The 23,838-nt window shown below is 63.8% G+C and carries 20 protein-coding genes and 4 pseudogenes; 11 read left to right on the forward strand and 13 right to left on the reverse strand.

The features are described from left to right. Positions 1 to 18: 18 nt before the first annotated feature. Both NCT32_RS33325 and NCT32_RS33330 read left to right on the forward strand, forming a co-directional pair. Positions 19 to 432, forward strand: a complete 414-nt coding sequence (locus NCT32_RS33325) for a DoxX family protein (protein ID WP_061118512.1) — start codon at positions 19 to 21, stop codon at positions 430 to 432. Between the two features lie 214 nt (positions 433 to 646). Then, positions 647 to 1,864 carry a diguanylate cyclase gene (locus NCT32_RS33330; RefSeq protein ID WP_250478447.1) on the forward strand — a complete coding sequence of 406 codons (1,218 nt, stop codon included), beginning with the start codon at positions 647 to 649 and terminating at the stop codon, positions 1,862 to 1,864. A 49-nt stretch (positions 1,865 to 1,913) separates the two neighbouring features. Here NCT32_RS33330 and NCT32_RS33335 read toward each other — a convergent pair whose 3' ends face one another. From NCT32_RS33335 to NCT32_RS33345, 3 genes and pseudogenes are all read right to left on the reverse strand, one after another. After that, on the reverse strand, positions 1,914 to 2,369 hold the full coding sequence (locus NCT32_RS33335; protein ID WP_250478448.1) for a RidA family protein: 456 nt from the start codon (positions 2,367 to 2,369) through the stop codon (positions 1,914 to 1,916). Between the two features lie 432 nt (positions 2,370 to 2,801). Continuing rightward, a complete protein-coding gene (locus NCT32_RS33340) occupies positions 2,802 to 3,809 on the reverse strand; it encodes a lyase (protein ID WP_250478449.1) in 1,008 nt (335 codons plus the stop codon). Positions 3,810 to 3,871: 62 nt separating this feature from the next. Then, positions 3,872 to 4,186 (reverse strand): annotated as a pseudogene (locus NCT32_RS33345) (aldo/keto reductase); the annotation flags it as partial. A gap of 85 nt (positions 4,187 to 4,271) precedes the next feature. Here NCT32_RS33345 and NCT32_RS33350 point away from each other — a divergent pair. Further along, on the forward strand, positions 4,272 to 5,186 hold the full coding sequence (locus NCT32_RS33350) for a LysR family transcriptional regulator (RefSeq protein WP_061118516.1): 915 nt from the start codon (positions 4,272 to 4,274) through the stop codon (positions 5,184 to 5,186). A gap of 4 nt (positions 5,187 to 5,190) precedes the next feature. Here the strand turns inward: NCT32_RS33350 and mdcH are convergent, their stop codons facing one another. Genes mdcH through mdcA form a run of 9 tightly spaced genes read right to left on the reverse strand, consistent with a single transcriptional unit; the run spans position 5,191 to position 12,569 of the window. Then, on the reverse strand, positions 5,191 to 6,129 hold the full coding sequence (gene mdcH, locus NCT32_RS33355; RefSeq protein ID WP_250478450.1) for a malonate decarboxylase subunit epsilon: 939 nt from the start codon (positions 6,127 to 6,129) through the stop codon (positions 5,191 to 5,193). Continuing rightward, on the reverse strand, positions 6,126 to 6,776 hold the full coding sequence (locus tag NCT32_RS33360) for a malonate decarboxylase holo-ACP synthase (RefSeq protein ID WP_250478451.1): 651 nt from the start codon (positions 6,774 to 6,776) through the stop codon (positions 6,126 to 6,128). The genes mdcH and NCT32_RS33360 overlap by 4 nt, the downstream gene beginning before the upstream one ends. A 19-nt stretch (positions 6,777 to 6,795) precedes the next feature. After that, positions 6,796 to 7,563, reverse strand: coding sequence for a malonate transporter subunit MadM (madM, locus tag NCT32_RS33365; RefSeq protein ID WP_061118519.1), 768 nt, complete (start codon positions 7,561 to 7,563; stop codon positions 6,796 to 6,798). Between the two features lie 14 nt (positions 7,564 to 7,577). Continuing rightward, a complete protein-coding gene (madL, locus tag NCT32_RS33370; protein ID WP_061118520.1) occupies positions 7,578 to 7,973 on the reverse strand; it encodes a malonate transporter subunit MadL in 396 nt (131 codons plus the stop codon). Between the two features lie 58 nt (positions 7,974 to 8,031). Beyond that, entirely contained in the window at positions 8,032 to 8,847 is an 816-nt protein-coding gene (gene mdcE / locus NCT32_RS33375; RefSeq protein WP_250478452.1) for a biotin-independent malonate decarboxylase subunit gamma, read from the reverse strand. Continuing rightward, complete coding sequence (locus tag NCT32_RS33380) at positions 8,844 to 9,695, reverse strand: biotin-independent malonate decarboxylase subunit beta (RefSeq protein ID WP_061118568.1); 852 nt, start codon at positions 9,693 to 9,695, stop codon at positions 8,844 to 8,846. The genes mdcE and NCT32_RS33380 overlap by 4 nt, the downstream gene beginning before the upstream one ends. A 5-nt stretch (positions 9,696 to 9,700) precedes the next feature. Then, on the reverse strand, positions 9,701 to 10,009 hold the full coding sequence (locus NCT32_RS33385; protein WP_061118522.1) for a malonate decarboxylase subunit delta: 309 nt from the start codon (positions 10,007 to 10,009) through the stop codon (positions 9,701 to 9,703). Between the two features lie 8 nt (positions 10,010 to 10,017). Beyond that, positions 10,018 to 10,908 carry a triphosphoribosyl-dephospho-CoA synthase gene (locus tag NCT32_RS33390; protein WP_250478453.1) on the reverse strand — a complete coding sequence of 297 codons (891 nt, stop codon included), beginning with the start codon at positions 10,906 to 10,908 and terminating at the stop codon, positions 10,018 to 10,020. After that, a complete protein-coding gene (gene mdcA / locus NCT32_RS33395) occupies positions 10,908 to 12,569 on the reverse strand; it encodes a malonate decarboxylase subunit alpha (RefSeq protein WP_061118524.1) in 1,662 nt (553 codons plus the stop codon). Before mdcA ends, NCT32_RS33390 begins: the two co-directional genes overlap by 1 nt. A 343-nt stretch (positions 12,570 to 12,912) precedes the next feature. Between mdcA and NCT32_RS33400 the strand changes: the two are divergent. Then, positions 12,913 to 13,047 (forward strand): annotated as a pseudogene (locus tag NCT32_RS33400) (short-chain dehydrogenase/reductase); the annotation flags it as partial. 102 nt (positions 13,048 to 13,149) lie between these two features. Beyond that, on the forward strand, positions 13,150 to 14,172 hold the full coding sequence (locus tag NCT32_RS33405; protein WP_061118525.1) for an LLM class flavin-dependent oxidoreductase: 1,023 nt from the start codon (positions 13,150 to 13,152) through the stop codon (positions 14,170 to 14,172). Between the two features lie 16 nt (positions 14,173 to 14,188). Here NCT32_RS33405 and NCT32_RS37725 read toward each other — a convergent pair. Further along, positions 14,189 to 14,299 (reverse strand): annotated as a pseudogene (locus tag NCT32_RS37725) (LysR family transcriptional regulator); the annotation flags it as partial. An 80-nt stretch (positions 14,300 to 14,379) separates the two neighbouring features. Between NCT32_RS37725 and NCT32_RS33410 the strand changes: the two are divergent. From NCT32_RS33410 to narH, 6 genes and pseudogenes are all read left to right on the forward strand, one after another. Beyond that, positions 14,380 to 15,294: a LysR family transcriptional regulator gene (locus NCT32_RS33410; RefSeq protein WP_250478454.1), complete on the forward strand. Its 915-nt coding sequence runs from the start codon at positions 14,380 to 14,382 to the stop codon at positions 15,292 to 15,294. A gap of 205 nt (positions 15,295 to 15,499) precedes the next feature. After that, positions 15,500 to 16,267: an SDR family NAD(P)-dependent oxidoreductase gene (locus NCT32_RS33415; RefSeq protein ID WP_250478455.1), complete on the forward strand. Its 768-nt coding sequence runs from the start codon at positions 15,500 to 15,502 to the stop codon at positions 16,265 to 16,267. Between the two features lie 240 nt (positions 16,268 to 16,507). Next, positions 16,508 to 17,758, forward strand: a complete 1,251-nt coding sequence (locus tag NCT32_RS33420; protein ID WP_250491284.1) for a nitrate/nitrite transporter — start codon at positions 16,508 to 16,510, stop codon at positions 17,756 to 17,758. Between the two features lie 2 nt (positions 17,759 to 17,760). Continuing rightward, positions 17,761 to 18,437 (forward strand): annotated as a pseudogene (locus NCT32_RS33425) (hypothetical protein). Between the two features lie 143 nt (positions 18,438 to 18,580). After that, the gene (locus tag NCT32_RS33430) at positions 18,581 to 22,288 is read left to right on the forward strand and encodes a nitrate reductase subunit alpha (protein ID WP_250491285.1); all 3,708 of its coding nucleotides are present in this window, start codon (positions 18,581 to 18,583) and stop codon (positions 22,286 to 22,288) included. After that, complete coding sequence (gene narH, locus NCT32_RS33435; RefSeq protein WP_250491286.1) at positions 22,285 to 23,838, forward strand: nitrate reductase subunit beta; 1,554 nt, start codon at positions 22,285 to 22,287, stop codon at positions 23,836 to 23,838. The genes NCT32_RS33430 and narH overlap by 4 nt, the downstream gene beginning before the upstream one ends.

The raw sequence follows: 23,838 nt of genomic DNA on the forward strand, positions 1-23,838 counted from the left end.
CGCGAGGCCGAAACTACCATGCGCTACTACTCTTTCGATCAAGGCAAGGACGCACTTCTTCTCCTCGCTCGCGTGCTCCTGATGGCGCTTTTTGTGCTCTTTGGCTGGCAGAAGCTGACGGGCTTCTCAGGCACTGTTGGCTATATGACTTCGGTCGGCGCACCCGCGCCGATGCTTTCTGCGGTTGTCGCGGTCGTCATGGAATTCGTGGTAGGCATCGCGATCGTCGTCGGCTTTTACACCCGCCCACTTGCCTTGCTGCTGGCCCTGTATACGCTCGGCACCGCGTTCATAGGCCACCACTACTGGACCATGACGGGCACGGCGCAGTACGCAAACATGATCAATTTCTACAAGAACGTCAGCATCATGGGTGGCCTGTTGCTGCTCGCAGCAACAGGCCCTGGCCGATACTCACTGGATCGGAAGTGAGGTCGTGCGAACCACGGCGGACGACACCGGGCAAAGCAGTCGGCCACCTCGAGTCGCGTCCCGCCGCATTGACGGCTTTCGGGAAAAGACGGCTCGCGGCAAATCGCGTTGAACGCGTCAGCCCCAATAAGACATGCGCCTCAATTTTCTGATTTTTCTGCCGTAAACGAGTCATGTCAGATCGTCTTCGGCTGGGCGAAGGCTCAACGAGCGCATGCGTGTCGACCTCATCACCTTTTACCTGTTAGCAATCGGAACGCTCCTCGCCAGCGGCGCCTTGACGCTCTGGGAGCGCCGGTCGTATCCGCGGCGCAGGCGCGAACTTGGCGTGCTGGCGGCGGGTTACGCTACGCTCGCATTAGGCTGCGCCGCCGCCGCGTTCCGGCATAACCTTCCCGGCCTTCCCGGCGTCGCGGGCTCCGCGCTGGCGAATCTCATCATCGTCGGCGGGTATCTGCTGAACTTGCAAGGTGTCGCGCTCCTGAAGGAACGCCGCTACGGCCGGATCGCCCTCGGCATTATGTCGATGCTCGCGTTCGCCTGGGCCATCGCGGGCGAGCGCGGCGAAGCGGTTATGTGGGCATACATCAGCGCCATTCCCATCTCCGTGGTGTGCGGCCTGACCGCGCGCGAACTCCTCGGCATGCGCGATTCAAAATGGAAGCAGTCGCGCAACATCGCCGTGGCCGTCACGGGCGGTCACGCGCTCTTCTACGCGTTCAGGGTCACCATTCTGCCGTGGCTGGCGGCATCGTTCGGACCGCACTTGCTGGCGCTCTTCGGCCAGGCGACGATGTACGAAGGGGTGCTCTATTCCGTCGTCCTGCCGATGACGCTCCTGCGCCTCGCGCGCGACGAAGCCCACGCCGATCTGCGACGCGAATCGCAGACCGATTACCTCACTGGTTTGGGCAACCGCCGATGGTTCTTCGAAGAAGGCGCAAGCGCCATCCGCGAAAGCAACGCCTTTCCGCCAGTGTCCTGTCTCGCGCTCGACCTCGACCACTTCAAGGCGGTCAATGACCGCTTCGGCCACGAAGCCGGCGATGAAGTGCTGAAGTCGTTCGCCAAAATTCTCCGCAGCGTGCTCGGCCGCGATGTGATTCTGGCGCGCATCGGTGGCGAAGAGTTTGCCGCGCTGCTGCCGGGGCACGAAAGCGCCCGCGCGAAAGACCTGGCCGAAGCCGTCGTTCGCCGATTCTCGCAGACGGTCACGCGCACGACGGGCGGCGTGGAGATCGCGGCCACGGTGAGCATCGGCATGGCGCGCTTTGGCACCGAGGAAGACACGCTCGCAAAAGTTCTCGCCGCCGCGGATCGCGCGCTCTACAGCGCAAAATCGCGCGGTGGCAACCGGCTCGAGATCGCGCGAGCCGCAACGACCCGCGCCAATCTCGACGATGCTCCGGACCGCCGCCTGACGGCCCTCTGAGCTTACTTCCTGCCGTCCGACGACCGACTCAGCCGATGAATTGGCAGCTTCATCGCTTCAATTCGAAGATGCTGTCGATCTCAACCGGGATGCCCATCGGCAACGTATGCACCCCGAGCGCGCTTCGAGCCGGAAGCTTGTCTTGCCCGAACAATGTCAGCAAGAGGTCACTGGCGCCGTTGGCCACCTGCGGATGTTGGGTGAACGACTGATCGGCACGCACGTAGACCGTCAGCCGGCTGCATCTCTCGACGTTGTCGAGCCCGCACGCCTGATCGACGCAGGCGAGGATCATGAGCATCGTCAGACGCGCTGCGTGCTGGGCTCTTTCCAGAGACACATCGGCGCCGACTATTCCGACGATCGGCTTGCCACCCTCGAAGGGCCCGAGACCGGAGACATAGAGTTGACTTCCGGAGACGGAGACCGTTCGATAGGAGCCGAGCGGGTCGATTGGAGGCGGCAATTCGAGGCCCGCTTGTGCAAGGCGTTCGGATACGTTCATGTTCGGGTCAGCGTGATGTGATGAAAACAATAGAGTAACTTGGTCAATTCTGTTCGATGCAGTGGGCTCGAAAGTCCGATTCGAAGCACGTCAACCGGCGGTTCAGGGTTGCGAACCGCCGAATAGCTTTCGAACTCGATGAATGACGCGACTAGCGCCGTCCGGAACGGCCCCAGACGTAACGCACCCACCGTCGCCATCGGTTCGTTTGCGAGGTTGACTTGTGCGCAGCCTGTGCCTCCTGGTCTCGCTGTACTGACTGCTGCACCTTTTCGTAGACCTGGCGCATCGTCATGCCACCAGGACCCGTCAGTTTGTCGGGATCGGGGCAAGAATCGTGATCGGAGTCGTCTGTCATTGGAACGCCTGGTGAAGATAACGGAAAGTGCGCGCCTTGCAGGAAGCGCCGGGCATCACGCAGATCAAGTGCCGTCAGTTACCGCCGGCATTCGATGAGCCGGACCGGTAGCGCAGCAGATGATCGGTGCCGGATTCGGACAACCAGACTTCTCCTGGGCGACCCATCATCTGACGCACGTTCGCGTGCGCCCGCGGCAGCGCGAACGTCTCGAAACGCTCCGTGCGCGGGTCGAAGCGGACTAACGCGTTGGCGCTCCACTCGCTAAGCCAGACGATGTCACGGTCATCGACGAATATCGCGTAAGCATGCGGACTTGCGCCCGGCAGACCCCACTCGCGCCATTGATTCGTTGCTGGGTCGAACATACCGACCTTTCCTGCATTCCACTCGCTGATCCAGACGCGTCCCCGCGAATCGGACCACGCTCTGCGCGCGCCCTGGTCCGGTGTCGGCGGTTCGATGACCTTCGCCGCGCCGCTCACCGGATCGATGCGGCCAAGGTAGCTGCCGGCAAGGGATGCGAAATATAAGCTCCCGTCGGGCGTGACGCAGATTCCGTAGGCCCCAGGTCCGCGCGGAGCGTCGAACACACGCATCCTCTTGCTTGCCGGATCAAGCTCACCGTAGATACCACGTTGCCCGGTAAACCAGAGATGGCCTCGCTTGTCGAAAACCGCCGTGTTGAGGTTCGCGTTCTGTCGGTCCTTGGGCAATGGAAAGTGCGTGACGGCGAGTGTCCCGGCGTCGACGCGCACGATTGCATTGAGGCCGCCGTCCGTGATCCATGCCGCCCGATCCGGACCGATGATCACGCCGTGCGGTGCCGACCCGTTGCCGAGCAGGACCCGATCGGTCTTGCCGTTACGCGGGTCCAGCCGTCCGACTGCGCCTTGCGCCTGCGCGGTGTACCAGACGGTGCCGTCGGGAGACGGAGCGACGTCGTGCGGTGCGCTGCCGGCGGGAACGGCGAACGAATCGAACGATGGGGACTGGGCGTGTGCCGAACCCAATGCGAATATCGCGACAACGAGAGCCGGCGTGAAATACCGGATGACCCGGGATGTGATGCTTCCGTCCATAGTTGCCGTTGCCTCCACGTTGGGAGTTGACTCGAGGTCACGCCTGCGGCCTATTGTGTCACTTACTCGAGTATGTAGTTCAGCGCCGCGCCTAGCGGTTCCTTTGACACTGCGGCGAAACGATGGACTACACGGACTTTCAGGTGGGGATCTCCCAGGCGAACGCCCGCCGCCGGAATCGCTTCCTTGACGGCAGCATGATCTTCCGCAATGCGTTCGGGCTTGCTTGCGCCCGGAATCACTGCCGCGACGACCGGATTCGCAAGCACGAATTGCAGCGCCGCGGCCTTGACACTCACGTTGTGGCGATCGGCGATTGCCTTGATACGCGCGACCTTCTCGAGGATCTCGGGCGATGCCTTCTGGTATTCGAAGTGTAGAAGCGGATTGAGGGATAAACGCTATTCGTTCGCCGCACTCGCGGGGCGATAATCGACAACCTCGACCGTTCCATGACCGACGATGCGCGACCGAATCGACGACGAAATAACCTTCCGCAAGCTCGAAGTCCTGCTCGCATTCATGGAGACGGGCAATCTGGCGAAGGCGGCCGAAGCGCTGAACGTGAGCACCGTCAGCGTGCACCGCGCGCTGCACTCGCTCGAGCAAGGCGTGCGATGCGCGCTGTTCCGCCACGAGGGCCGCAATCTCAAGTCGACCGAAGCGGCGCAGATGCTCGCCGACGTGGCGCAGGAGGTGCTGACGCTGATGTCCGAAGGCATTCGTGCGACACGCGAGGCCGCGGGTTATTCGTCAGACCGGCTCAAGATCGGCTCGCTGTATTCGCTGACCATCAAAACCGTGCCCGGCATCGTCGTCGATATCAAGGTGCGCCGGCCGACACTCCACGTCGAACTGGTGCTCGGTCCGAATGTGGAACTGCTCGACAAACTGAAGCGGGGCGAAATCGATGCGGCGCTGATGGCGGTGCCGGATGCCGAACCCGAGGTCGAATCCATCCCCCTTTTCGAAGACGACATCTTTTTCGCCGCACCGGCGGGTTCCGCCTACGCAAACCAGGAGGCGGTCGACCTGCGGGACTGCCGCGACGAGGCATTCGTTTCGCTCGGCGAGGGCTTTGCGACCTATCACGGCTTCGTGGAGGCATTTCGCGTCGCTGACTTCACGCCGAACGTGACGATGCGAACCGGCGATATCTTCTCGCTGATGAACCTGGTGAGCGGCGGTGTCGGCTACACGCTTCTGCCCGGGCGCGTGCGCGGGGTCTTCGGCGACAAGGTGCAATTCATTCCGCTCAAGCCGCAATACCTGATGCGCCAGACTATCGGCGTGAGCTTCCTGCGCGCGCGTGAGCGCGACCCGAACCTGCTCGCGCTGATGGCCGTCTGCCGCTTGCGCACAAGAAGCGCTGGCTGACGCTTCACCGTTCGTCGCGTCTGCGTTCGCGTTCGACGAGCGCGCCGAGGTCCGGCAGCGAGGTCTCGCTGCAACTCACCGCGACGCCCTCCGTGAAAATCGGGCTGGCCATGCGCGTCAGGACATTTGCGGGCGGCATCTCGATCGCGAGGCGCGCGCCGCGCTCCCACGCAAGTCTCATCGTGTCGTGCCAGCGCACCGGCCGCGCCATATTGCCGGCAAGATCGGCGGCGATGCGCGCACCGTCGAACAGCGGCCGGGCGGCGCTGCTGCTCAGATACGCGATACCCGGCGCACGTACGTGGACGTCTGCGAATGCATCGGCGAGGGAGGCCGCGGGTGCGTCGAGCAGGGCGCAATGCGATGGCACCGCGACATCGAGACGCTCGCAACGTTGCGCGCCGTGTTCGATTGCGAGCGTGGACAAACGTTGCATCCCGGCATCGCTGCCCGAGACCACCATCTGCGTTTCCGTGTTGATGTTCGCAAGAAAGACGGGCTCGGTGTCGCTATTCACTTGCGCGATCAGCCGTTCGAGCGCCCGTTGCGTCATGCCGATGATCGCAGTCATGCCGTAGCCGCCCGGATAGGCGCGCTCCATCAACTGGCCGCGCAAGGCGACAAGCCTGGTGGCATCGGCGTAGGCGAGGGCGCCGGCGATCACGGCGGCGGGATACGCGCCGACCGAAAGTCCCGACACCATGTCGGGCTCGTGGCCGCGGGCCCGAATGACGCGCGCCTGAGCGACGCCCGCGATCAGCAGACAAAGCTGCACGGCGACGGTGGAGCGAAGCGCTGCCGCGTCGTCGATGCACTTCACGTCGTAGCCGAGCACGTCGCTGGCTTCTTCGAGCGTGCGGGCGACTTCGGTGTGCGCCGGCAACGCATGCAGCATGCCGGCGCGCTGCGAGCCCTGACCGGGAAACGTGAATAGCACGCTCATGATGCGTCGGGCGCCCAGGGATCGGCTACGAGCACGGGACCGCGCCCTGTCTTCAGCAGCACGCGGTCGGCCCGGCCGGCCCACTCCGCCAGAGCGAAACCGCCGTGGCCGTTATCCACTTGCATGTCGATGCGCGCGGGCGCGGCTCGCAGCAGCGACAGCAGCGCCCGCGCTTCCTCTCGCGGCAACGGCCGCTCCGCACGCACCAGAAGGTCGAGGTCGCTGTCCTCCCGGAGCGTGCTCACGCCGCTTGCCAGCGCAAAGCCGACGCTGCCGGCAACGCCCCAGGTCAACGCGAGCCGGTCGAGTTCGGGCGCGATGCGATCGAGTGCGCGAATGCAGGGCAGGTTCGCGAGCGCGACGTGTGCCCGCCAGCCGCGCCCCCGGGCGAGCGCCTCGGGTGTCACGCGCCGCACGATGCGCTCGCGGGCCACGAACGCCGCGAAGCGCTCGCCGCGCGTGCGCCCTCGAATCCCCACCGGCACGAGGCCATGTTCCGCGACCGCCTCGCGCCGCACGACGACCGGCGCGACCGACAGCCACTCGGGCGAAGCCCATGCAGGCACGTCCGAAATCGGCCGGATGTCTTGCGGCGTTGCAATCCACAGGAGGTCGTGCGGGCGGATGATTTCTTCGGTGATGGACACGATGGTTCTCTCGGACGCATCACGCGCCCATCAGCGCCTTGGTCGCAAAGAAAAGCAGCGAGGGCCCGAGCAGGCAGCCGACGCCCGTATGGAAGGTCGCGATCAGCGCGCCGTAGGGAACGAGCCGCCGGTCGGTTGCGGCCAGCCCCGCGCTGACGCCGCTCACCGTGCCGGCCAGCCCGCCGAAGATCATCGCGGACCGTGGCGTCTTCAACCCCATGAAGCCTGCCGCGATCGGCGTGCCGATCATCACGATGATCGCCTTGATGAGACCCGTCGCGATGCTGAGCGCGATCACATCCGAGCTCGCGCCGATCGCCGCGCCCGTCACGGGACCCACGATATACGTGACCGCGCCCGCACCGATGGTCGTCATGCTGACCGCGTCCGTGTAGCCGAACGCATGCGCGATGCTCGCGCCGACGATGAACGGCAGCACTGTCCCGAGCAGCAGCGAGACCACGCCGATCAGTCCCGCCTTGCGGGCTTCGGTCGCCTGCACTTCGAACGCGGTCGCGACGATGGCGAAGTCGCGCAGCATCGCACCGCCCATCAGACCGACGCCGGTAAACAGCGGCAGGTCCGCGAGACCTTTTTGTCCTCCGGTGAACGCGCCGCCGAGGTAGGCAAGCACGAGGCCGATGACGATCGCGATCGCCGAGCCGTGCACGCGCCCGAAGGTCAGCTTGCGCGAAATCACCGACGACACCCACATGATGAGGCCCACGAGGAAGAACGCGGTGACGAGGCCGTTCTGGATCAGAATCTTGTCGAGCATATGCAGCATGGCGGTCTCCTGCTTCAGATTTCTTCGAGGTGCGGGGCGTTCACGAACGACGTGCTGTCGTGACCGGTGCGGGAAAGGACGGCGATGCAGCCCGCGCAGACAGCGGCAGCGCCCAACGCCGACAGCAGCGCGACGGGACCGCCCTTGAGCGCGGCGACAACGTTCTGGTTGGCCGCCATCGCGACGACGACGGGGATGTACATCGCGCCCCAGAAGCCCACGCCCGCTTCGGTCTCCTTCGGCAGCCAGCCCTTCTTGTGCAGATAGAGGCGCAGGAAAATCAGCAGCAACATTGCGATGCCGACGCCGCCGACGTTGGTCTTCACGCCGATGGCAACGCCGAGCAGATCGCCGAGAAATAGTCCTGCGAGGTGGCAGAACGCCAGAAGGGCGGTTCCGTAGATGATCATTTCGTGTCTCCGTTAATAAATTTATTGGCTTCTAGCGAGCCGCTGCGAAGGGCCGGTTCTAGCGCCACTGCTCCCGCAACTTGCGCCGCACGGTCGCGGAGGCCGCGCGGTGTTCGCTGCCGAGCCGGCTTTCCAGCCCGCGCGAAGGGTCGCGGCGAATGTCGTCGAAGGCGGCTTGCAGGGACGTCTCGACGGCCGTCTGATCGGCGCGGGTCGGCGCATCGGCATCGCTCACGCTGAGGAGCTTCCACAGCAGCCCGAGCGACGCATAGTTGTCGATGTCGTAGGCCATCGGCGGCACGCGCGCCGTGAAGGCTTCGAGATCCGCGACCGAGCGCAGCGTGACCCGCGCGGCCGATTCCTTGCCCATCGCATGAACCATGACCTGCGAATCGGCGAGCGCGATCAGCCGGTTCGCCTGATAGCCGTGCGCGAGAAACGCCCCGGACATCGCGCGCCCGACGATCAGCCCGATCACCGGATGACCCGCGAGCCGTGCGCTGGCGTAAGCATCCGCGGCACCGGCGAGCGCCTGGTGGATGCCATACGCTTCTTCGCGCCGTCCGTACGCCTGACTCGCGACATCGATGACCGCGACGATTACGCGCTTCTCGTCGCGCTCCTTGTCGGCCGCAATGACTTCGCGCACCGCCCGCGCAAGTTCCCACGCCTCGACAAGCCCGACCTCGCCGCCGCGCGCGCGCGGGAACGGGTTGTCCGGATCGGGCACCACGGCGATAAAGCGTGCGCGATGCTCGCCCAGCCGCGCATCGGCGACACGCACGGACGGCGGATAGCCGGGCTGCAACGGCGCGCTGTACGTGAGCGCGTCGAGCCAGACCGCGCCGCGCTTCGAAAGCTCTTGTGTGCTCATGACTGAAACCCCTTGCCGTAGATGGCGGCTACCTGTTCGGGCGTGGCCTGCACGCCCGGATCGACCTCGGAAAGCCGCGCCAGGAAACCCGCGACGCGTTCGCTGCGGCATGCCTCGGGCCGGCCCGCGCGAAACAGGTCGATGACGGCCGCGCGCATCGCATCGGCGTCGTCGGCGACGTAGTCATCGACGAGTCCCGTGCGATGCCGTTGCTCGCAACCGGTGAAGCTCCAGATCATCGGACGGTCGCGCGAATCGAATTCGGCGATGCCCGCTTCCTGCTCGATAACAGCAGGCCCGTTGAGGCCGAGGCGCGCTTCGCGCGTGCCGATGAGATAGCTGCACAGGCCTGCCGCGATAGACATGCCGCCGTAGCAGCCGATCGGTCCGGCCGTGATGCCGATCACCGGCTGGTAGCGCCGCAAGTCGACGATGCCCGCGTGAATCTCCGCGATCGCCGCGAGCCCGAGATTGGCTTCCTGCAGGCGCACACCGCCCGTTTCGAAGAGGATGACCGCGCGCGTCGGAATGCCGTTGCGGTTGTCCTCGGCCGCGAGTTCGAGGCTGCCCGCGATCTTCGCCGCCGACACCTCGCCCATGCTGCCGCCCTGGAATCCGCCGTCGATGCCGAGCACGACGGCGGGCTCTCCGTCGATAGTGCCCCGGGCGACCACCATGCCGTCGTCGGCCTGCGTGACGATGCCCTGGCGCATGAGCCACGGCGACGTGACGCGCTGGAACGGGTCGAGCAGTTCGCTGAACGTGCCTTTGTCGAGGAGTCTTTTTGCGCGGCTGCGCGCATCGAGCTCGATGAAGCTCTGGCGTTCGAGCAGTTGCCGTGTATCCATGATGTTCACGCTCCGCCGGTTGATTTCAGTTGTTCGAAGACTTGCCCGATGCGCATCTGCACGACGCCCGGCGTCGCGCCCGAGTCGTTGATCTCGAGTTTCGCGGCGGGCAGCGATCCGTCGCCGAAGATGCGTTCGAGCACGGCTTGCCAGAGGCGGCCTTTTCCGTCGACGGAGGTCGTGATGTTCACGACGGTGCGATTCGCCGCGTTCGCTTCGAGCAGCACTTCGAGGTCTCCCGAAGCGACGACCCCCACGAGCGCGCGGCCTTGCGCGGGCTGCCCCGCCGGGAATTCGAGGACGATGGTTTCCATGTGTGTTCCTATGCGTTCGACGGATGATTGGCTTCGCCTCGAAGCCGGTCGAGAAAGATGGCTGCGGCGAGCAGATCGGCGGCGCCGCCGGGCGATACGTGCAGTTCGACGAGACGCCGGTCGAGGGTCTTCAGTTCGCGGCGCCCCGCGAGCGCGGCGGCGCCGCCTCGTTCGAGCACGCACCGCGCGCCGTGCTGCATTTCGGCGAGCGCGTCAGGGCCGCCGCGCGCGAGCACGCAGGTGTCATCGAGCGTTGCCATCACGGCGAGCAATGCGTTGAGGCGCGCAGCCGTTTCGCTGTCGCCACGCGAGCGCGAACGCATGAGCTCCGGCAGCGCGATATCCACGACATGCGGGAAGCCGGCCTGCGCCTGTGCGCGCGCGCCGCCGACGTGGTAGTCGAGGCACGCCTGCTCGCCCTTGTTGCCGGTGATCGCCGGGGCGTGGCGGTCCTGCACGCGAGCGATGGACCCGGCACGCAACGCGACGGCTCGCGGTGCAAGTTCCAAAGGTGCGCGTGCCGCTGCGGTCACGAGCAGCCCGAGCGCCCAGATCGCGCCGCGATGCGTGTTCACCCCGCCAGTCGCGCCGAGCATGCGCGCTTCGCCGTCGCGTCCGATTGCGCCGATGCGCTCGCGCAGCGCGAGCATCGGCTCGATTTCGAAGCCGGCTCGCGCCAGCTCGACGAACGTCGGCTGCAATGCGAGCGCCGATACGCACATCAGCCTCCAGTCGAGATCGCGATGCGCGCCGCGGCTGCGGATATCGACGAGGCCGGGTTTCGGCGCGAGCGTGACTTCATCGATCAGCGCTTCCACCACATGCGCGCCGAAACGCTCGGCCAGATCCGGTGCGTGGCGCAGCGGCCGCGCCGCATTCATAGCGAGGTTCTCGCGCATTACCAGCTCCGAAAGCGTGCGGGCGGTTCGTACAGCCCGTCCGACCAGTCGACGATATCGGCCATGCTTTTCGCGGCGAGCAGCGACCGGCTCGCCTCGCTGCGATGGACGCCGAGGTCCTCGGGCAGCGCGACGAAGCCGTCGCGGCGCAGCGCCGCAAGCTTGCCTGCGTCGCTCTTGAGACCGATCGGCGTGACCCCCGCGACGGCGGCGATCATCTCCTTGCGATGTTCGAGCGAGCGCGCCTTGTAGAGATATGCGATGCCTTCCTCGGTCAGCACGTGCGTGACGTCGTCGCCATAGATCATGACGGGTGCGAGCGGCATGCCGGACTCGCGGCCGACCTCGACGGCATCGATCGATTCGACGATGGTCGGCTGGCCGCCCGCCTGGAACGTCTCGACCATTTGCACGACGAGCTTGCGGCCGCGTTCGAGGGGGCTATCCGTTTGCAGGAGATCGAGCCATGCGGGCGTCGCGTGGCGCCGGCCGTGCGGATCGTGGCCCATGTTCGGCGCGCCGCCGAAGCCGGTGAGCCGCCCATGCGTGACCGTCGACGAATTGCCAGCGCCGTCCATCTGCAGCGTCGAGCCGATGAACATGTCCACCGCGTATTGCCCGGCGAGCTGGCACATCGTGCGATTGGAGCGCATCGAGCCGTCGCGGCCGGTGAAGAAGATGTCGGGCCGTTGCGCGACATACGCTTCCATGCCGAGTTCGCCGCCGAAGCAGTGCACGCTCTCGACCCAGCCGGTTTCGATCGCCGGGATCAGCGTCGGATGAGGATTCAGCGTCCAGTGGCGACAGATCTTGCCCTTGAGGCCGAGCCTTTCGCCGTAGGTGGGCAGGATCAGTTCGATTGCCGCGGTGTTGAAGCCGATGCCATGATTGAGCGACTGCACCTGATGCCGCTCGTAGATGCCGCGAATCGCCATCATCGCCATCAGCACCTGGATCGGCGTGATGAGACGTGGATCGCGCGTAAAGAGCGGCTCGATGAAGAAAGGCTTGTCGGCCTGCACCACGAAATCGATCCACGAGCCGGGGATATCGACGCGCGGCAGGTCCTTCGGGTCGTCGACGATCTCGTTGACCTGCGCGATCACGATGCCGTCGCGAAACGCCGCGGCTTCGACGAGCGAGGGCGTGTCCTCCGTGCTCGGACCCGTATAGAGATTGCCTGCGCGATCCGCCTTGTAGCCCGCGCACAGCACGACGTTCGGCGTCAGGTCCACATAGAGCCGCGCATACAGCTCGATGTAGGTGTGAATCGCGCCGATCTCCAGGATGCCGTCCTGCAGGAACTGCGAGATGCGCAGACTTTGCGCGCCGGCATAGGCGAAGTCGAGTTTCCTTGCGATGCCGCGCTCGAAGAGATCGAGATGTTCGGCGCGGCTCACGCTCGGAATGATGAGATGCAGGTCGTGGACGATGTCCGGATCGACCTTCGCAAGCGAACGCGACAGGAAATCCGCCTGCTTCTGGTTGTTCCCCTCGACGACGACGCGGTCGCCAGGTGCGACGAGCGCTTGCAGGACATCGACGATGCGCCCGGTGGGCAGCACCATGCCATCCGCGATCGATGCAACCCGCGCAAGCCGGCGATGTTTTTCCGCGCGGCGCGTGGCCCAGCGGGATTGGCTCTGACTTTGAATGGACATGTGGACTCTCGCTCAGGACATGAGGCAAGTCTAGGGAGCGGACGAAGTGGTTTCAATCAGCTTCAGAATGCGTTCGTTATCACGAGGGTAACGATCGGTCGGGGCGCATCCCGTGTGCCGCGCCCGACGGAGCTGTGGGGTGGAAGTTCGACGCTGAGGGTTTTCCCTCGTCACAGCAGGTCGCAATCAGCGGGGGATTGGACAAGCGACCGAGATCCAGAATTTTTTCTATTGGAAGTCGACGAGTCGCTCTCCTATATCGCATTCCGTTCGTTCGTGATGGATTCGAAACGAAGTGGTAAGGAATGTCGGCGCGACAGGGACTTTTGATTAGACGGGCACGGATGGAATGAAGCCGCCGCTGCGTTTGCCGTTCGGCACGGACACGCTCAAGGCGCTCGCGGAAAAGAATGCGCACGTGACTGCCGCAACGCAAACCTGGAAGGCGCTTTCCGCATCCACCGACTTTCCGGCCTGATCCGCGAAGAAAGAACGGGCAGACAGCGCGCGTGCAAGCGGCGTCTGCCCGACTCGGGCAACATACGCTCATTGTCTTCTCACGCTTGCGCGCAACGCTGACATGAAAAAAATCGGTTTTCTATCGTTTGGCCATTGGTCTCCTTCGTCCCATTCGCTTGCGCGTTCTGCTTCCGACGTCCTGCTGCAATCCATCGACCTCGCGGTTGCCGCGGAGCAGCTCGGCGCGGATGGCGCGTTTTTCCGCGTGCATCATTTCGCGCGCCAGCTCGCGTCGCCGTTTCCGCTGCTGGCGGCTGTGGGTGCGAGAACCAGCCGCATCGAGATCGGCACGGCCGTCATTGACATGAGGTACGAGAACCCGCTGTACATGGCCGAGGATGCGGGCGCGGCCGACCTCATCGCCGGTGGACGCCTGCAACTCGGCATCAGCCGCGGCTCGGGCGAACAGGTGATCGACGGCTGGCGCTATTTCGGCTATGCGCCGGGCGAAGGTGAGACACACGTCGATCTGGCCCGTCGACACACTGAAGTGTTCTACGAAGTGCTGCGCGGCGAAGGTTTCGCTGAGCCAAATCCCCGACCGATGTTTGCGAACCCGCCGGGCCTGCTACGCGTCGAGCCCCATTCCGAAGGGTTGCGCGATCGCATCTGGTGGGGCTCGGGATCGGATGCCACCGCCGTCTGGGCAGCCGGTATGGGCATGAACCTGCAATGCTCGACACTGAAGAACGACGAGTCGGGCCGTCCGCTCCATGTTCAGCAGGCCGAGCAGATTCGCGCGTATCGGCAGGCATGGAAGGACGCCGGACACGTACGCGTGCCGCGCGTGTCGGTGAGTCGCAGCATCTTCGCGCTGATGAACGATCGCGACCGCATGTACTTCGGACGCGATGCGAACAGCGACGACACGATCGGCCTGCTGGACGGCAACATCCGGACAGTGTTCGGCCGCAGTTATGCGGCAGAGCCCGACGCGCTCGTCAGGCAACTCGCAGCCGACGAGGCCATTGCGGAAGCCGACACGCTACTGTTGACCGTGCCGAATCAACTCGGCGTGGAGTACTGCGCACACGTGATCGAATCGATCCTCACGCACGTCGCCCCCGCGCTCGGCTGGCGCTAGCGCGACGGCTCGGGCTTCAGCGCAACGGAAGCCAAAGCGGTCCCTCCCACGCTTTCAGCGCATCGAGAAACGCCTTCAATTTCGACGGCATGAAGCGCCGCGTCGGAAAGATTTCGGGGCGGCGCCAGCTAAGGCGTGCTTTGTCTCGTGAGGTCGTCCGTTCGCTACACTGCGCACTTGCGCTGATATCCTGCCAGGAGGATGCACATGGACCGCATGGTGGCGTTGGAGACTTTCGTAACAGTTGTCGATGCGGGTTCATTCTCTGCCGCCGCACGCAGGTTGAAGCTGGGCCAACCAGCCGTCTCAAAGGCAGTCGCACAGTTGGAGGAACGTCTGGGCGCCCGTCTGTTATTAAGATCGACACGGGGCCTGGCGCCGACGGATGCCGGTCAGCGGTTCTACGATCACGCACTCAGAGCCATCGACGAGGCGGAGTTGGCCGAACAAGCAGTGCGTGAATCGGCGGATGGCTTGTCCGGCCGACTGCGCATAGGCGCAGCCGTCACCTTCGCACGGTTGCACGTCTTGCCGGCACTGAAGTCCTTCCTGGATCAACACCCCAGTCTGAGCATCGATATCGTACTTCATGACCGGTCCGTCGATTTGCTTGAAGAGGGCGTCGATGTCTCATTGCGTATGGGCACCCTGGACGATTCGACCATGACTGCGCGCCGTATCGCCACCGGGCGGCGGCTCGTCGTCGGCACACCGTCATATTTCGCGGAAGCGGGATGTCCGCAAACACCTGTCGAGCTAAACCGACATCAAGCGGTCGTGTACTCCGTCCGAGGCGGCGGTGAATCGTGGTTGTTCAGCCGCAGTGACGGCTCCGACTCAACCGTGACGCTGTCTGGCCGAATAAGCGTGAACGCAGCTGAAGGCATGCGCTCGGCGGTACTCGCTCACATGGGCCTTGCTGTCGCTTCGGAATGGATGTTCGCCCCCGAACTCGCGAACGGCACAGTCAAGGCCGTCCTGACTGACTGGACGTTGCCGCCGATTGATCTGTGGGCAGTTTTTCCGTCCGGCCGCATGGCAACCACGAAGGCGCGTGCTTTCGTCGCTTTTGTCGAGCACCTTCTCAATGAGCGCAAATCGAGCGAGGACCTCACCGCCTAGCCGCTTCGCACCTGGGCGCTGACTGCTTCGGTCTGCCCCCTCGTCGCAGGAATAGGAGCTATTCCTCACGCGCGACTACCGCGCGATGCCACCCGAGCGGAGGATACGCATCAGCCGGTGCACGAAAACATTGGCTCCGATGCAGCGGTCCCCCCCGGCTACCCGGGCCGGAGAACCGCTTTGAAACCTACCTGTTGAGGAAAAAATGACTCAAGCTCTGAAAGGCAAACTCGCCCTCGTTACTGGCGCTTCGCGAGGAATCGGTGCAGCTATTGCCGCACGTCTTGCGCGCGACGGCGCGTCGGTCATCGTTCACTATGCGTCGAGTCCGGCGCGGGCCGAAGCAGTCGTCAAGGAGATCCGTGATGCCGGTGGCGAGGCTGAGGCTGTCGGCGCCAACCTGTCGCAGCCCGAAGGCGTCAAGAGCCTTACTGACTCACTGAACGGCGCGTTCGGCGGCCGCTTCGAGGGGCGGCTCGATATCCTTGTTAACAACGCTGGCACGGTCGAGTACGGCCCATTTCTCGATTCTTCGGAGACGTCATACGACACTCACTTCAACCTGAACGTGCGTGCGCCGATCGAACTGGCAAAAGACGCGGCAGCGCGAATGGTCGCGGCGGGATGGGGACGCATTATCAACGTGGGCTCGGCCTTTGGCGAAGCCGCGCCCCTGCCTGGCGTGACGCTCTACATAGCATCGAAGTTCGCTCTCAGAGGCTTTACTCGCGGGCTATCTCGCGAACTCGGCAAATACGGCGTGACCGTGAATGCCGTCCAGCCCGGCCCGATCGATACAGAACTTGCTCCCCAGCCCGGCACGGAAGACCACGCAACGATGACGAAGCTCGCAAGCGTGGGACGTTTCGGCAAACCGGCAGAAATCGCGGCGGCCGTAGCTTATCTCGCCAGCCCCGAAGCAGGCTATACGACCGGCGAGAGCCTGACGGTCGACGGTGGATGGATCGCCTGATCCGGGCCGCCAAGCCGAGTGCTATTCGAATGCCGCGTGCATTTCGGATAGCGTCGGCTAAACGGCGCGACAAAGGCATTGATGGGCAATGCGCATCTACCTCGGCCCCGGTCGTACACGGCGGTGCCGCTAATCCTTTTTGACTAGCGGCACATCGCCGCCTCATCCTCACGGCGGATAGGCGTCTCGCGCGGCGCTCCTTACCCTTGTCGACCAAGCAGCAACGACAAGGAAAGGACGATGAGCGTCGTCGACACACACCTCGATTCAACCGCATCGACCGACACGCGCGCATGGCGCGTGCTCGGCGCGAGCACGTTCGCATTCACGATCTGCTTCGCCGTCTGGATGGTGTTCGCCATCCTCGGCATACCCCTCAAGAAGCAGTTGCATCTGTCCGATACCGAGTTCGGTCTCATCGCCGCGACGCCCGTGCTCACGGGCTCGTTACTGCGCGTGCCCCTGGGCATCTGGACCGACCGGTTCGGCGGCCGCGTCGTGTTTTTCTTCACGATGGCCGTCACCGTCGTGCCAATCTGGCTGATCGGGTACGCCACGGAACTGTGGCAATTTCTCGTGCTCGGCTTGTTCGTCGGCGTTGCGGGGGCATCGTTTTCCGTGGGTACGCCGTATGTCGCGCGCTGGTTTCCGAAGTCGCGCCAGGGTCTCGCGATGGGCATCTTCGGCGCAGGCAACTCGGGCGCCGCGCTCACCAAGTTCGTGGCGCCCGTGCTCATTCTCGCCGCGGGCACATGGACAATCGTGCCGAAGGTCTATTCGATCGCGATGCTCGTCACTGCGCTCGCCTTCTGGCTCGTGTCGGCATCGAACCCCGCGCATCGCAGTGAAGGCGCGCCCGGCTTCGCGGCGCAGATGGCCGTGCTGAAAGACCGGCGCGTGCTGCGTTACGCGCAGTACTACTCGGTCGTGTTCGGCGGCTATGTGGGCCTCGCATTGTGGATGCCGCAGTACTACGTGAATCAGTACGGCTTCGGCATCGAGCACGCCGCGTTTCTCGCCGCCTGCTTCTCGCTTCCGGGCGGCATGCTGCGCGCGCTCGGCGGCTGGATGTCCGACCGCTTCGGCGCGTATCGCACCACATGGGTCGTCATGTGGATCGCGCTCGCATGCTTTTTCATGCTGAGCTACCCGGTCACGGATTTCGTCGTCCACGCGAAGGACGGTCCATGCACGTTTCGCATCGAGACGGGGCCGGTCGCCTACACGGCGCTGATGTTCGTTGTCGGCGTTGCCATGGCGATCGGCAAGGCGTCGGTATTCAAGTTCGTCTCGGATGAGTTCTCCGCGAATATCGGTGCGGTGTCGGGCATCGTCGGCCTTGCGGGCGGTCTCGCCGGCTTCCTTTTGCCGATCCTCTTCGGCGTGCTCGTCGATCTCACGGGCGTACGCACCACCTGTTTCATGCTGATGTTCGGCGCCACCGCCGTCAGTCTCATCAGCATGCATTTCACGTTTCAACCCAAACACTAGCCATGTCATCAAGATACCTGCTCACCCGATGGGAGCCCGAGAACGCCGTCTTCTGGCGTGCGACGGGAGAATCAGTTGCCCGCCGCAATCTCTGGATTTCAATTCCCGCGCTCGCGCTGGCCTTCGCGGTGTGGTCGCTCTGGAGCGTGGTGGTCGTCAGTCTCGATAAAGGCGGCTTCCACTTCACGAAAGATCAGTTGTTCTGGCTCACCGCGTTGCCGGCAGTGTCGGGCGCGACGCTGCGCATCTTCTATTCGTTCCTGGTGCCCATCTTCGGCGGCCGGCGCTTCACGGCGCTCTCCACGGCGAGTCTGCTGATTCCGGCAATCGGCATGGGCGTCGCGCTGCGAGATCCGTCCACGAGCTCGGCAACGGCTCGACGTTCCGCATGATCCCGGTGATCTTCCTCACGCAGAAGCAGCGCGAAGCCGCAGGCCAGGCCGACGACGTCAAGAAACAGGCGCTGCACGAAGCGGGCAAGGAGTCGGCGGCGGTGCTGGGCTTCGCGGGCGCGATCGGCGCGTACGGCGGTTTCTTCATCCCGCGCAGCTTCGGCACGTCGATGAGCATGACCGGCTCGCCCGACGCCGCGCTCTGGTGCTTCATCGCGTTCTATGCGGTGTGCGCGGCGGTGACTTGGATCTGCTACGCGCGCCGCAATGCGGACATGCCCTGTTGAGCTAGTCCAGAAGGCGTAGGCGCGTTAGTCCTCATGAGGCGCATCGATCGCCCCATTCGGGGAATGGGCACGAGTGCATCGCGTCCCTACACTCGAATCAATGTATTCGTGGCGGCGCACCGCCGCCACGCCCGGAGAAACGGATGAGTCACTTTCTGGATCGGCTGAAGTTCATGTCGCGCATCAAGTCCACGTTTGCGAACGGACACGGTGCGGTCGTGAACGATGACCGCAAATGGGAAAACGGCTATCGCAGCCGCTGGCAGCACGACAAGATCGTGCGCTCCACGCACGGCGTGAACTGCACGGGCTCCTGCTCGTGGAAGGTCTATGTCAAGAACGGGCTGATCACATGGGAAACGCAGCAGACGGACTATCCGCGCACGCGTCCCGATCTGCCGAATCACGAACCGCGCGGCTGTCCGCGTGGCGCATCGTATAGCTGGTACGTGTACTCCGCGCAGCGCGTAAAGCATCCGATGATTCGCGGCCGACTCGTCGAAATGTGGCGCGAGGCGCGCAAGACGCTCGATCCGGTCGCGGCGTGGGCGTCGATCTGCGAAGACCCAAAGAAGGCGAAGCGCTACAAGAGCGTGCGCGGCCTCGGCGGTTTCGTGCGCGCGGACTGGGACACGGCGACCGAGATCATCGCGGCGGCGAATGCATATACCATCGGCAAGTACGGACCCGATCGCGTGATCGGCTTCTCGCCGATTCCGGCCATGTCGATGGTGTCCTACGCCGCCGGCGCGCGCTATCTGAGTCTGATCGGCGGTGCGTGTCTGTCGTTCTACGACTGGTATTGCGACTTGCCGCCTGCCTCGCCGCAAATCTGGGGCGAACAGACCGACGTACCCGAATCCGCCGACTGGTACAACTCCACGTACCTGATGGTGTGGGGCTCCAACGTCCCGCAAACGCGCACGCCGGATGCGCACTTCTACACTGAAGTGCGCTACAAGGGCACGAAGACGGTGGCGGTGTCGTCGGATTACGGCGAAATGGTGAAGTTCGGCGACATCTGGCTCGCGCCGAAGCAGGGCACCGACGCCGCGCTCGCCATGGCGATGGGCCACGTCGTACTGAAGGAATTCCACGCTACGGCCAAGTCCGCGTATTTCCGCGATTACGTGAAGCGCTATACCGACATGCCGATGCTCGTCGTACTGCGCGAACACGAGGGCACGCTCGTCCCCGACCATTTCCTGCGCGCGTCGCAACTGCAGAACGATCTCGACGAAGCGAACAATCCGCAATGGAAGACGCTTGTGATCGACGAGACGAGCGGCAGGATCGTCGCGCCCAACGGCACGATCGGCTTTCGCTGGGGCGAGTCGAATCATAACGACGGCGCGAAGGTCGGACGCTGGAATCTCGAACAGAAGGACGGCGGCTCGGGGCGGGATATCGATCCACGCGTGTCGCTCATCGGTATGCACGACGAAGCGGTGGATGTGAGTTTCCCTTACTTTGGCACGGAGCACGACGCGTTGCTCGCGCGCCGCGTGCCCGTGAAGTGCATCACGCTCGCGGACGGCACGAGCGTGCGTGTCGCGACCGTGTACGACTTGCAGATGGCGAACTACGGTGTGGATCAGGGCCTCGGCGGCGCGAACGTCGCCACGTCCTACGATGACGACGTGCCCTACACGCCAGCATGGCAGGAGAAGCACACGACCGTGCCGCGCCATCTCGTCATTCAGGTGGCGCGCGAGTTCGCGGACAACGCCGACCGCACGCAGGGCAAGAGCATGGTGATCGTCGGCGCGGCGTTGAATCACTGGTATCACAACGACATGATCTATCGCGGCATCATCAATTTGCTGATGATGTGCGGATGTATCGGCAAAAGCGGCGGCGGCTGGGCGCATTATGTCGGTCAGGAAAAGCTGCGTCCGCAATTCGGCTGGGCGCCGCTCGCGTTCGCGCTCGACTGGTCGCGCCCGCCGCGACAGATGAACGGCACGTCGTTCTTCTATAACCATACGAGCCAGTGGCGTCACGAAAAAGTGGCCATCGACGAGGTTCTCGGGCCGACCGCCGACAAGTCGCGCTACAAGAACCTCTCGATGCTCGACATGAACGCGAAGTCGGAGCGCATGGGCTGGCTGCCGTCGGCGCCGCAGCTCGGGGCGAATCCGCTCGATATCGTCGATGCCGCGAAGCGAGCGGGCCGCGATCCGATCGAATATACGGTCGAACAACTGAAATCGGGCGCGCTCGGCTTCGCGTGCGACGACCCCGACAATCCAGCGAACTTCCCGCGCAACATGTTCGTGTGGCGTTCAAACGTTCTTGGCAGCTCGGGCAAGGGTCACGAATACTTCCTGAAATATCTGCTCGGCACACAGAACGCGTTGTTCGGCGACGAAGCCGATGCGATCAGGCCCAGCGAAGTGAACGTGCGCGACGCCGCCGAAGGCAAGCTCGATCTCCTGACCGTGCTCGATTTCCGCATGAGCACGACGTGTCTGTATGGCGACATCGTGCTGCCGAGCGCGACGTTCTACGAGAAGAACGACCTGAACACGTCGGACATGCATCCGTTTATCCATCCGTTGTCGGAAGCGGTGCAGCCGTTGTGGGAAAGCAGGAGCGACTGGGACATCTACAAGGCGATCGCCAGGAAATTCGCGGAAATCGGCGGCAGGCATCTCGGCACGCGTACCGATCTCGTATGTACGCCGCTCATGCACGATACGCCGGGCGAACTCGGCCAGGCGTTCGAGCCGAAAGACTGGCGTCATGGCGAATGCGATCTGATTCCCGGCAAGACGGCGCCGTCGATGACGCTCGTCGAGCGCGACTACAAAGCGATCTACGACAAGTTCACGTCGGTCGGCCCGTTGCTCGCGAAGCTCGGCAACGGCGGCAAGGGCATCACCTGGAATACGGCGCATGAAGTGCGTGAGCTCGCGTCGCTGTCCGGCGAAAACGAGGGACGCCCCCGTCTCGACACCGCCATCGATGCCGCCGAGATGATTCTCACGTTCGCGCCGGAAACGAATGGTCATGTCGCTGTGAAGGCGTGGGAAGCGCTCTCGAAGATCACAGGACGCGATCACGTGCATCTCGCGCTCGGCCGCGAGCACGACAAGATCCGCTTTCGCGACGTGCAGGCGCAGCCGCGCAAGATCATCTCCGCCCCGACCTGGTCCGGGCTCGAATCGGAAGAAGTCAGCTACAACGCGGGCTACACGAACGTGCACGAACTGATCCCATGGTGCACGCTCACCGGACGGCAGCAGTTCTATCAGGATCATCGCTGGATGCTGGATTTCGGCGAAGGCTCGTGCGTCTACAAGCCCGCGATTGATACGAAGACCATTTCGCCGATGCTCGGTGCGAAGCCCAACGGCGAGCGTGAACTCGTGCTGAACTGGATCACGCCGCACCAGAAGTGGGGCATTCACTCCACCTACACGGACAACCTGCGCATGCTCACGCTGTCGCGCGGCGGTCCTCACGTGTGGGTCTCGGAAGCCGAAGCGAAGGAAGCCGGCCTGAAGGACAACGACTGGGTCGAAGTGTTCAACGTGAACGGAACGCTGACGGCGCGCGTCGTCGTTAGCCAGCGAGTGCCGCGCGGCATGTGCCTCATGTATCACGCGCAGGAGAAGATCATCAATGTGCCGGGCGCGGAGACGAGCGGCATGCGCGGCGGCATTCATAACTCGGTGACGCGCACGGTGCTCAAACCGACGCACATGATCGGCGGGTATGCGCAACAGGCCTACGGCTTCAACTACTACGGCACTGTGGGCAGCAACCGCGACGAATACGTCATCGTGCGCAAGATGAAGAGAGTCGACTGGCTCGAAGGCCCGCTCAAGGAAGGAGCAGCATCATGAAGATCCGCGCCCAGGTTGCGATGGTCCTGAATCTGGACAAGTGCATCGGTTGCCATACGTGTTCGGTCACATGCAAGAACGTGTGGACTTCGCGCGACGGCGTCGAATACGCGTGGTTCAACAACGTCGAGACGAAGCCGGGCATCGGCTATCCGAAACAGTGGCAGCGTCAGGAGAAGTGGAACGGCGGCTGGATTCGCAAGCGCGATGGCGGCATCGAACTGCGTCAGGGTCCGAAGCTGAAAGTGCTCGCGAACCTTTTCGCGAACCCGAATCTCCCGGCCATCGACGACTACTACGAGCCGTTCACATACGACTATGAGCGCCTGCAGAACGCGCCGCTCTCCGAGACGCCGCCAACGGCGCGCCCGGTGTCCGCGATCACCGGCAAGAAAATGGACAAGATCCATTGGGGTCCAAACTGGGAAGACGACCTCGGCGGCGAATTCGAATCGCGCGGCCGCGATGCCCTCTTCGAAAACGTGCAGAAGGAGATGTACTCGACGTTCGAGAACACCTTCATGATGTATCTGCCGCGTCTGTGCGAACACTGTCTGAATCCGGCGTGCGTGGCCTCTTGTCCGTCGGGTTCGGTATATAAGCGCGAGGACGACGGCATCGTGCTCGTCGACCAGGACAAGTGCCGTGGCTGGCGCATGTGCGTGTCCGGTTGCCCGTACAAGAAGATGTACTTCAACTGGAAGTCGGGCAAGGCGGAGAAGTGCGTGTTCTGCTATCCGCGTATCGAGGCGGGCGAGCCGACCGTGTGCTCGGAAACGTGCGTGGGGCGCATCCGCTATCTCGGCGTGATGCTGTACGACGCGGACCGCATCGCCGAAGCGGCATCGGTTCAAGCCCCGACGGATCTCTATCAGTCGCAGCTCGATCTGTTCCTCAATCCGCACGATCCGCGGGTTCAGGCCGAAGCGGCGCGCCAAGGCATCGCGCAAAGCTGGCTCGACGCAGCGAAGCGCTCACCGGTTTATCGGATGGCGTGTGAGTGGAAGGTTGCATTCCCGCTGCATCCCGAATACCGCACGCTGCCGATGGTGTGGTACGTGCCGCCGCTTTCGCCGATCCAATCCGCGGCCGACGCGGGTCACATGAGCCTGAATGGCGTGATCCCGGACGTGAAGAGCCTGCGCATACCGATGCGCTATCTGGCGAATCTGCTCACCGCGGGCGATGAAGCGCCGATCGTCGCCGCGCTCGATCGCATGCTCGCGATGCGCGTCTACAAGCGCGCACAGAACGTGACCAACGTGAACGACGCCGCCGTGCTGAACGACGTCGGCCTCACGGCATCGCAAGTGGAAGAGATGTATCAGTTGATGGCGATCGCCAACTACGAGGACCGTTTCGTGGTGCCGTCGTCCCACAAGGAAATGGCGGAAGACAGCTTCGACGAGAAAGGCAGTTGCGGCTTCTCGTTCGGCAATTGCGGCTCGCCGGGCGCATCGGACGGATCGCTCTTCGGATCGCGAACGCATGGCGAAGTGAGCTACGCGGCGTTGCCGAAGTCGCGAAAGAAGGCGCTGGCGGACGGTTGA

It is taken from the genome of Caballeronia sp. INML2, assembly GCF_023631365.1.
Lineage (GTDB): Bacteria > Pseudomonadota > Gammaproteobacteria > Burkholderiales > Burkholderiaceae > Caballeronia > Caballeronia turbans.

Bases quoted from the DNA above. Each gene is read 5' to 3' on its own strand.
- NCT32_RS33415 (WP_250478455.1), top strand. From the start codon at position 15,500: ATGACTCAAGCTCTGAAAGGCAAACTCGCCCTCGTTACTGGCGCTTCG.
- NCT32_RS33420 (WP_250491284.1), top strand. From the start codon at position 16,508: ATGAGCGTCGTCGACACACACCTCGATTCAACCGCATCGACCGACACG.
- NCT32_RS33340 (WP_250478449.1), bottom strand. From the start codon at position 3,809: ATGGACGGAAGCATCACATCCCGGGTCATCCGGTATTTCACGCCGGCT.
- mdcA (WP_061118524.1), bottom strand. From the start codon at position 12,569: ATGTCCATTCAAAGTCAGAGCCAATCCCGCTGGGCCACGCGCCGCGCG.
- NCT32_RS33390 (WP_250478453.1), bottom strand. From the start codon at position 10,908: ATGCGCGAGAACCTCGCTATGAATGCGGCGCGGCCGCTGCGCCACGCA.
- NCT32_RS33430 (WP_250491285.1), top strand. From the start codon at position 18,581: ATGAGTCACTTTCTGGATCGGCTGAAGTTCATGTCGCGCATCAAGTCC.
- NCT32_RS33405 (WP_061118525.1), top strand. From the start codon at position 13,150: ATGAAAAAAATCGGTTTTCTATCGTTTGGCCATTGGTCTCCTTCGTCC.
- narH (WP_250491286.1), top strand. From the start codon at position 22,285: ATGAAGATCCGCGCCCAGGTTGCGATGGTCCTGAATCTGGACAAGTGC.
- NCT32_RS33410 (WP_250478454.1), top strand. From the start codon at position 14,380: ATGGACCGCATGGTGGCGTTGGAGACTTTCGTAACAGTTGTCGATGCG.
- NCT32_RS33350 (WP_061118516.1), top strand. From the start codon at position 4,272: ATGCGCGACCGAATCGACGACGAAATAACCTTCCGCAAGCTCGAAGTC.
- mdcE (WP_250478452.1), bottom strand. From the start codon at position 8,847: ATGAGCACACAAGAGCTTTCGAAGCGCGGCGCGGTCTGGCTCGACGCG.
- madM (WP_061118519.1), bottom strand. From the start codon at position 7,563: ATGCTGCATATGCTCGACAAGATTCTGATCCAGAACGGCCTCGTCACC.
- mdcH (WP_250478450.1), bottom strand. From the start codon at position 6,129: ATGAGCGTGCTATTCACGTTTCCCGGTCAGGGCTCGCAGCGCGCCGGC.
- NCT32_RS33335 (WP_250478448.1), bottom strand. From the start codon at position 2,369: ATGAACGTATCCGAACGCCTTGCACAAGCGGGCCTCGAATTGCCGCCT.
- NCT32_RS33330 (WP_250478447.1), top strand. From the start codon at position 647: ATGCGTGTCGACCTCATCACCTTTTACCTGTTAGCAATCGGAACGCTC.
- NCT32_RS33385 (WP_061118522.1), bottom strand. From the start codon at position 10,009: ATGGAAACCATCGTCCTCGAATTCCCGGCGGGGCAGCCCGCGCAAGGC.
- madL (WP_061118520.1), bottom strand. From the start codon at position 7,973: ATGATCATCTACGGAACCGCCCTTCTGGCGTTCTGCCACCTCGCAGGA.
- NCT32_RS33380 (WP_061118568.1), bottom strand. From the start codon at position 9,695: ATGGATACACGGCAACTGCTCGAACGCCAGAGCTTCATCGAGCTCGAT.
- NCT32_RS33325 (WP_061118512.1), top strand. From the start codon at position 19: ATGCGCTACTACTCTTTCGATCAAGGCAAGGACGCACTTCTTCTCCTC.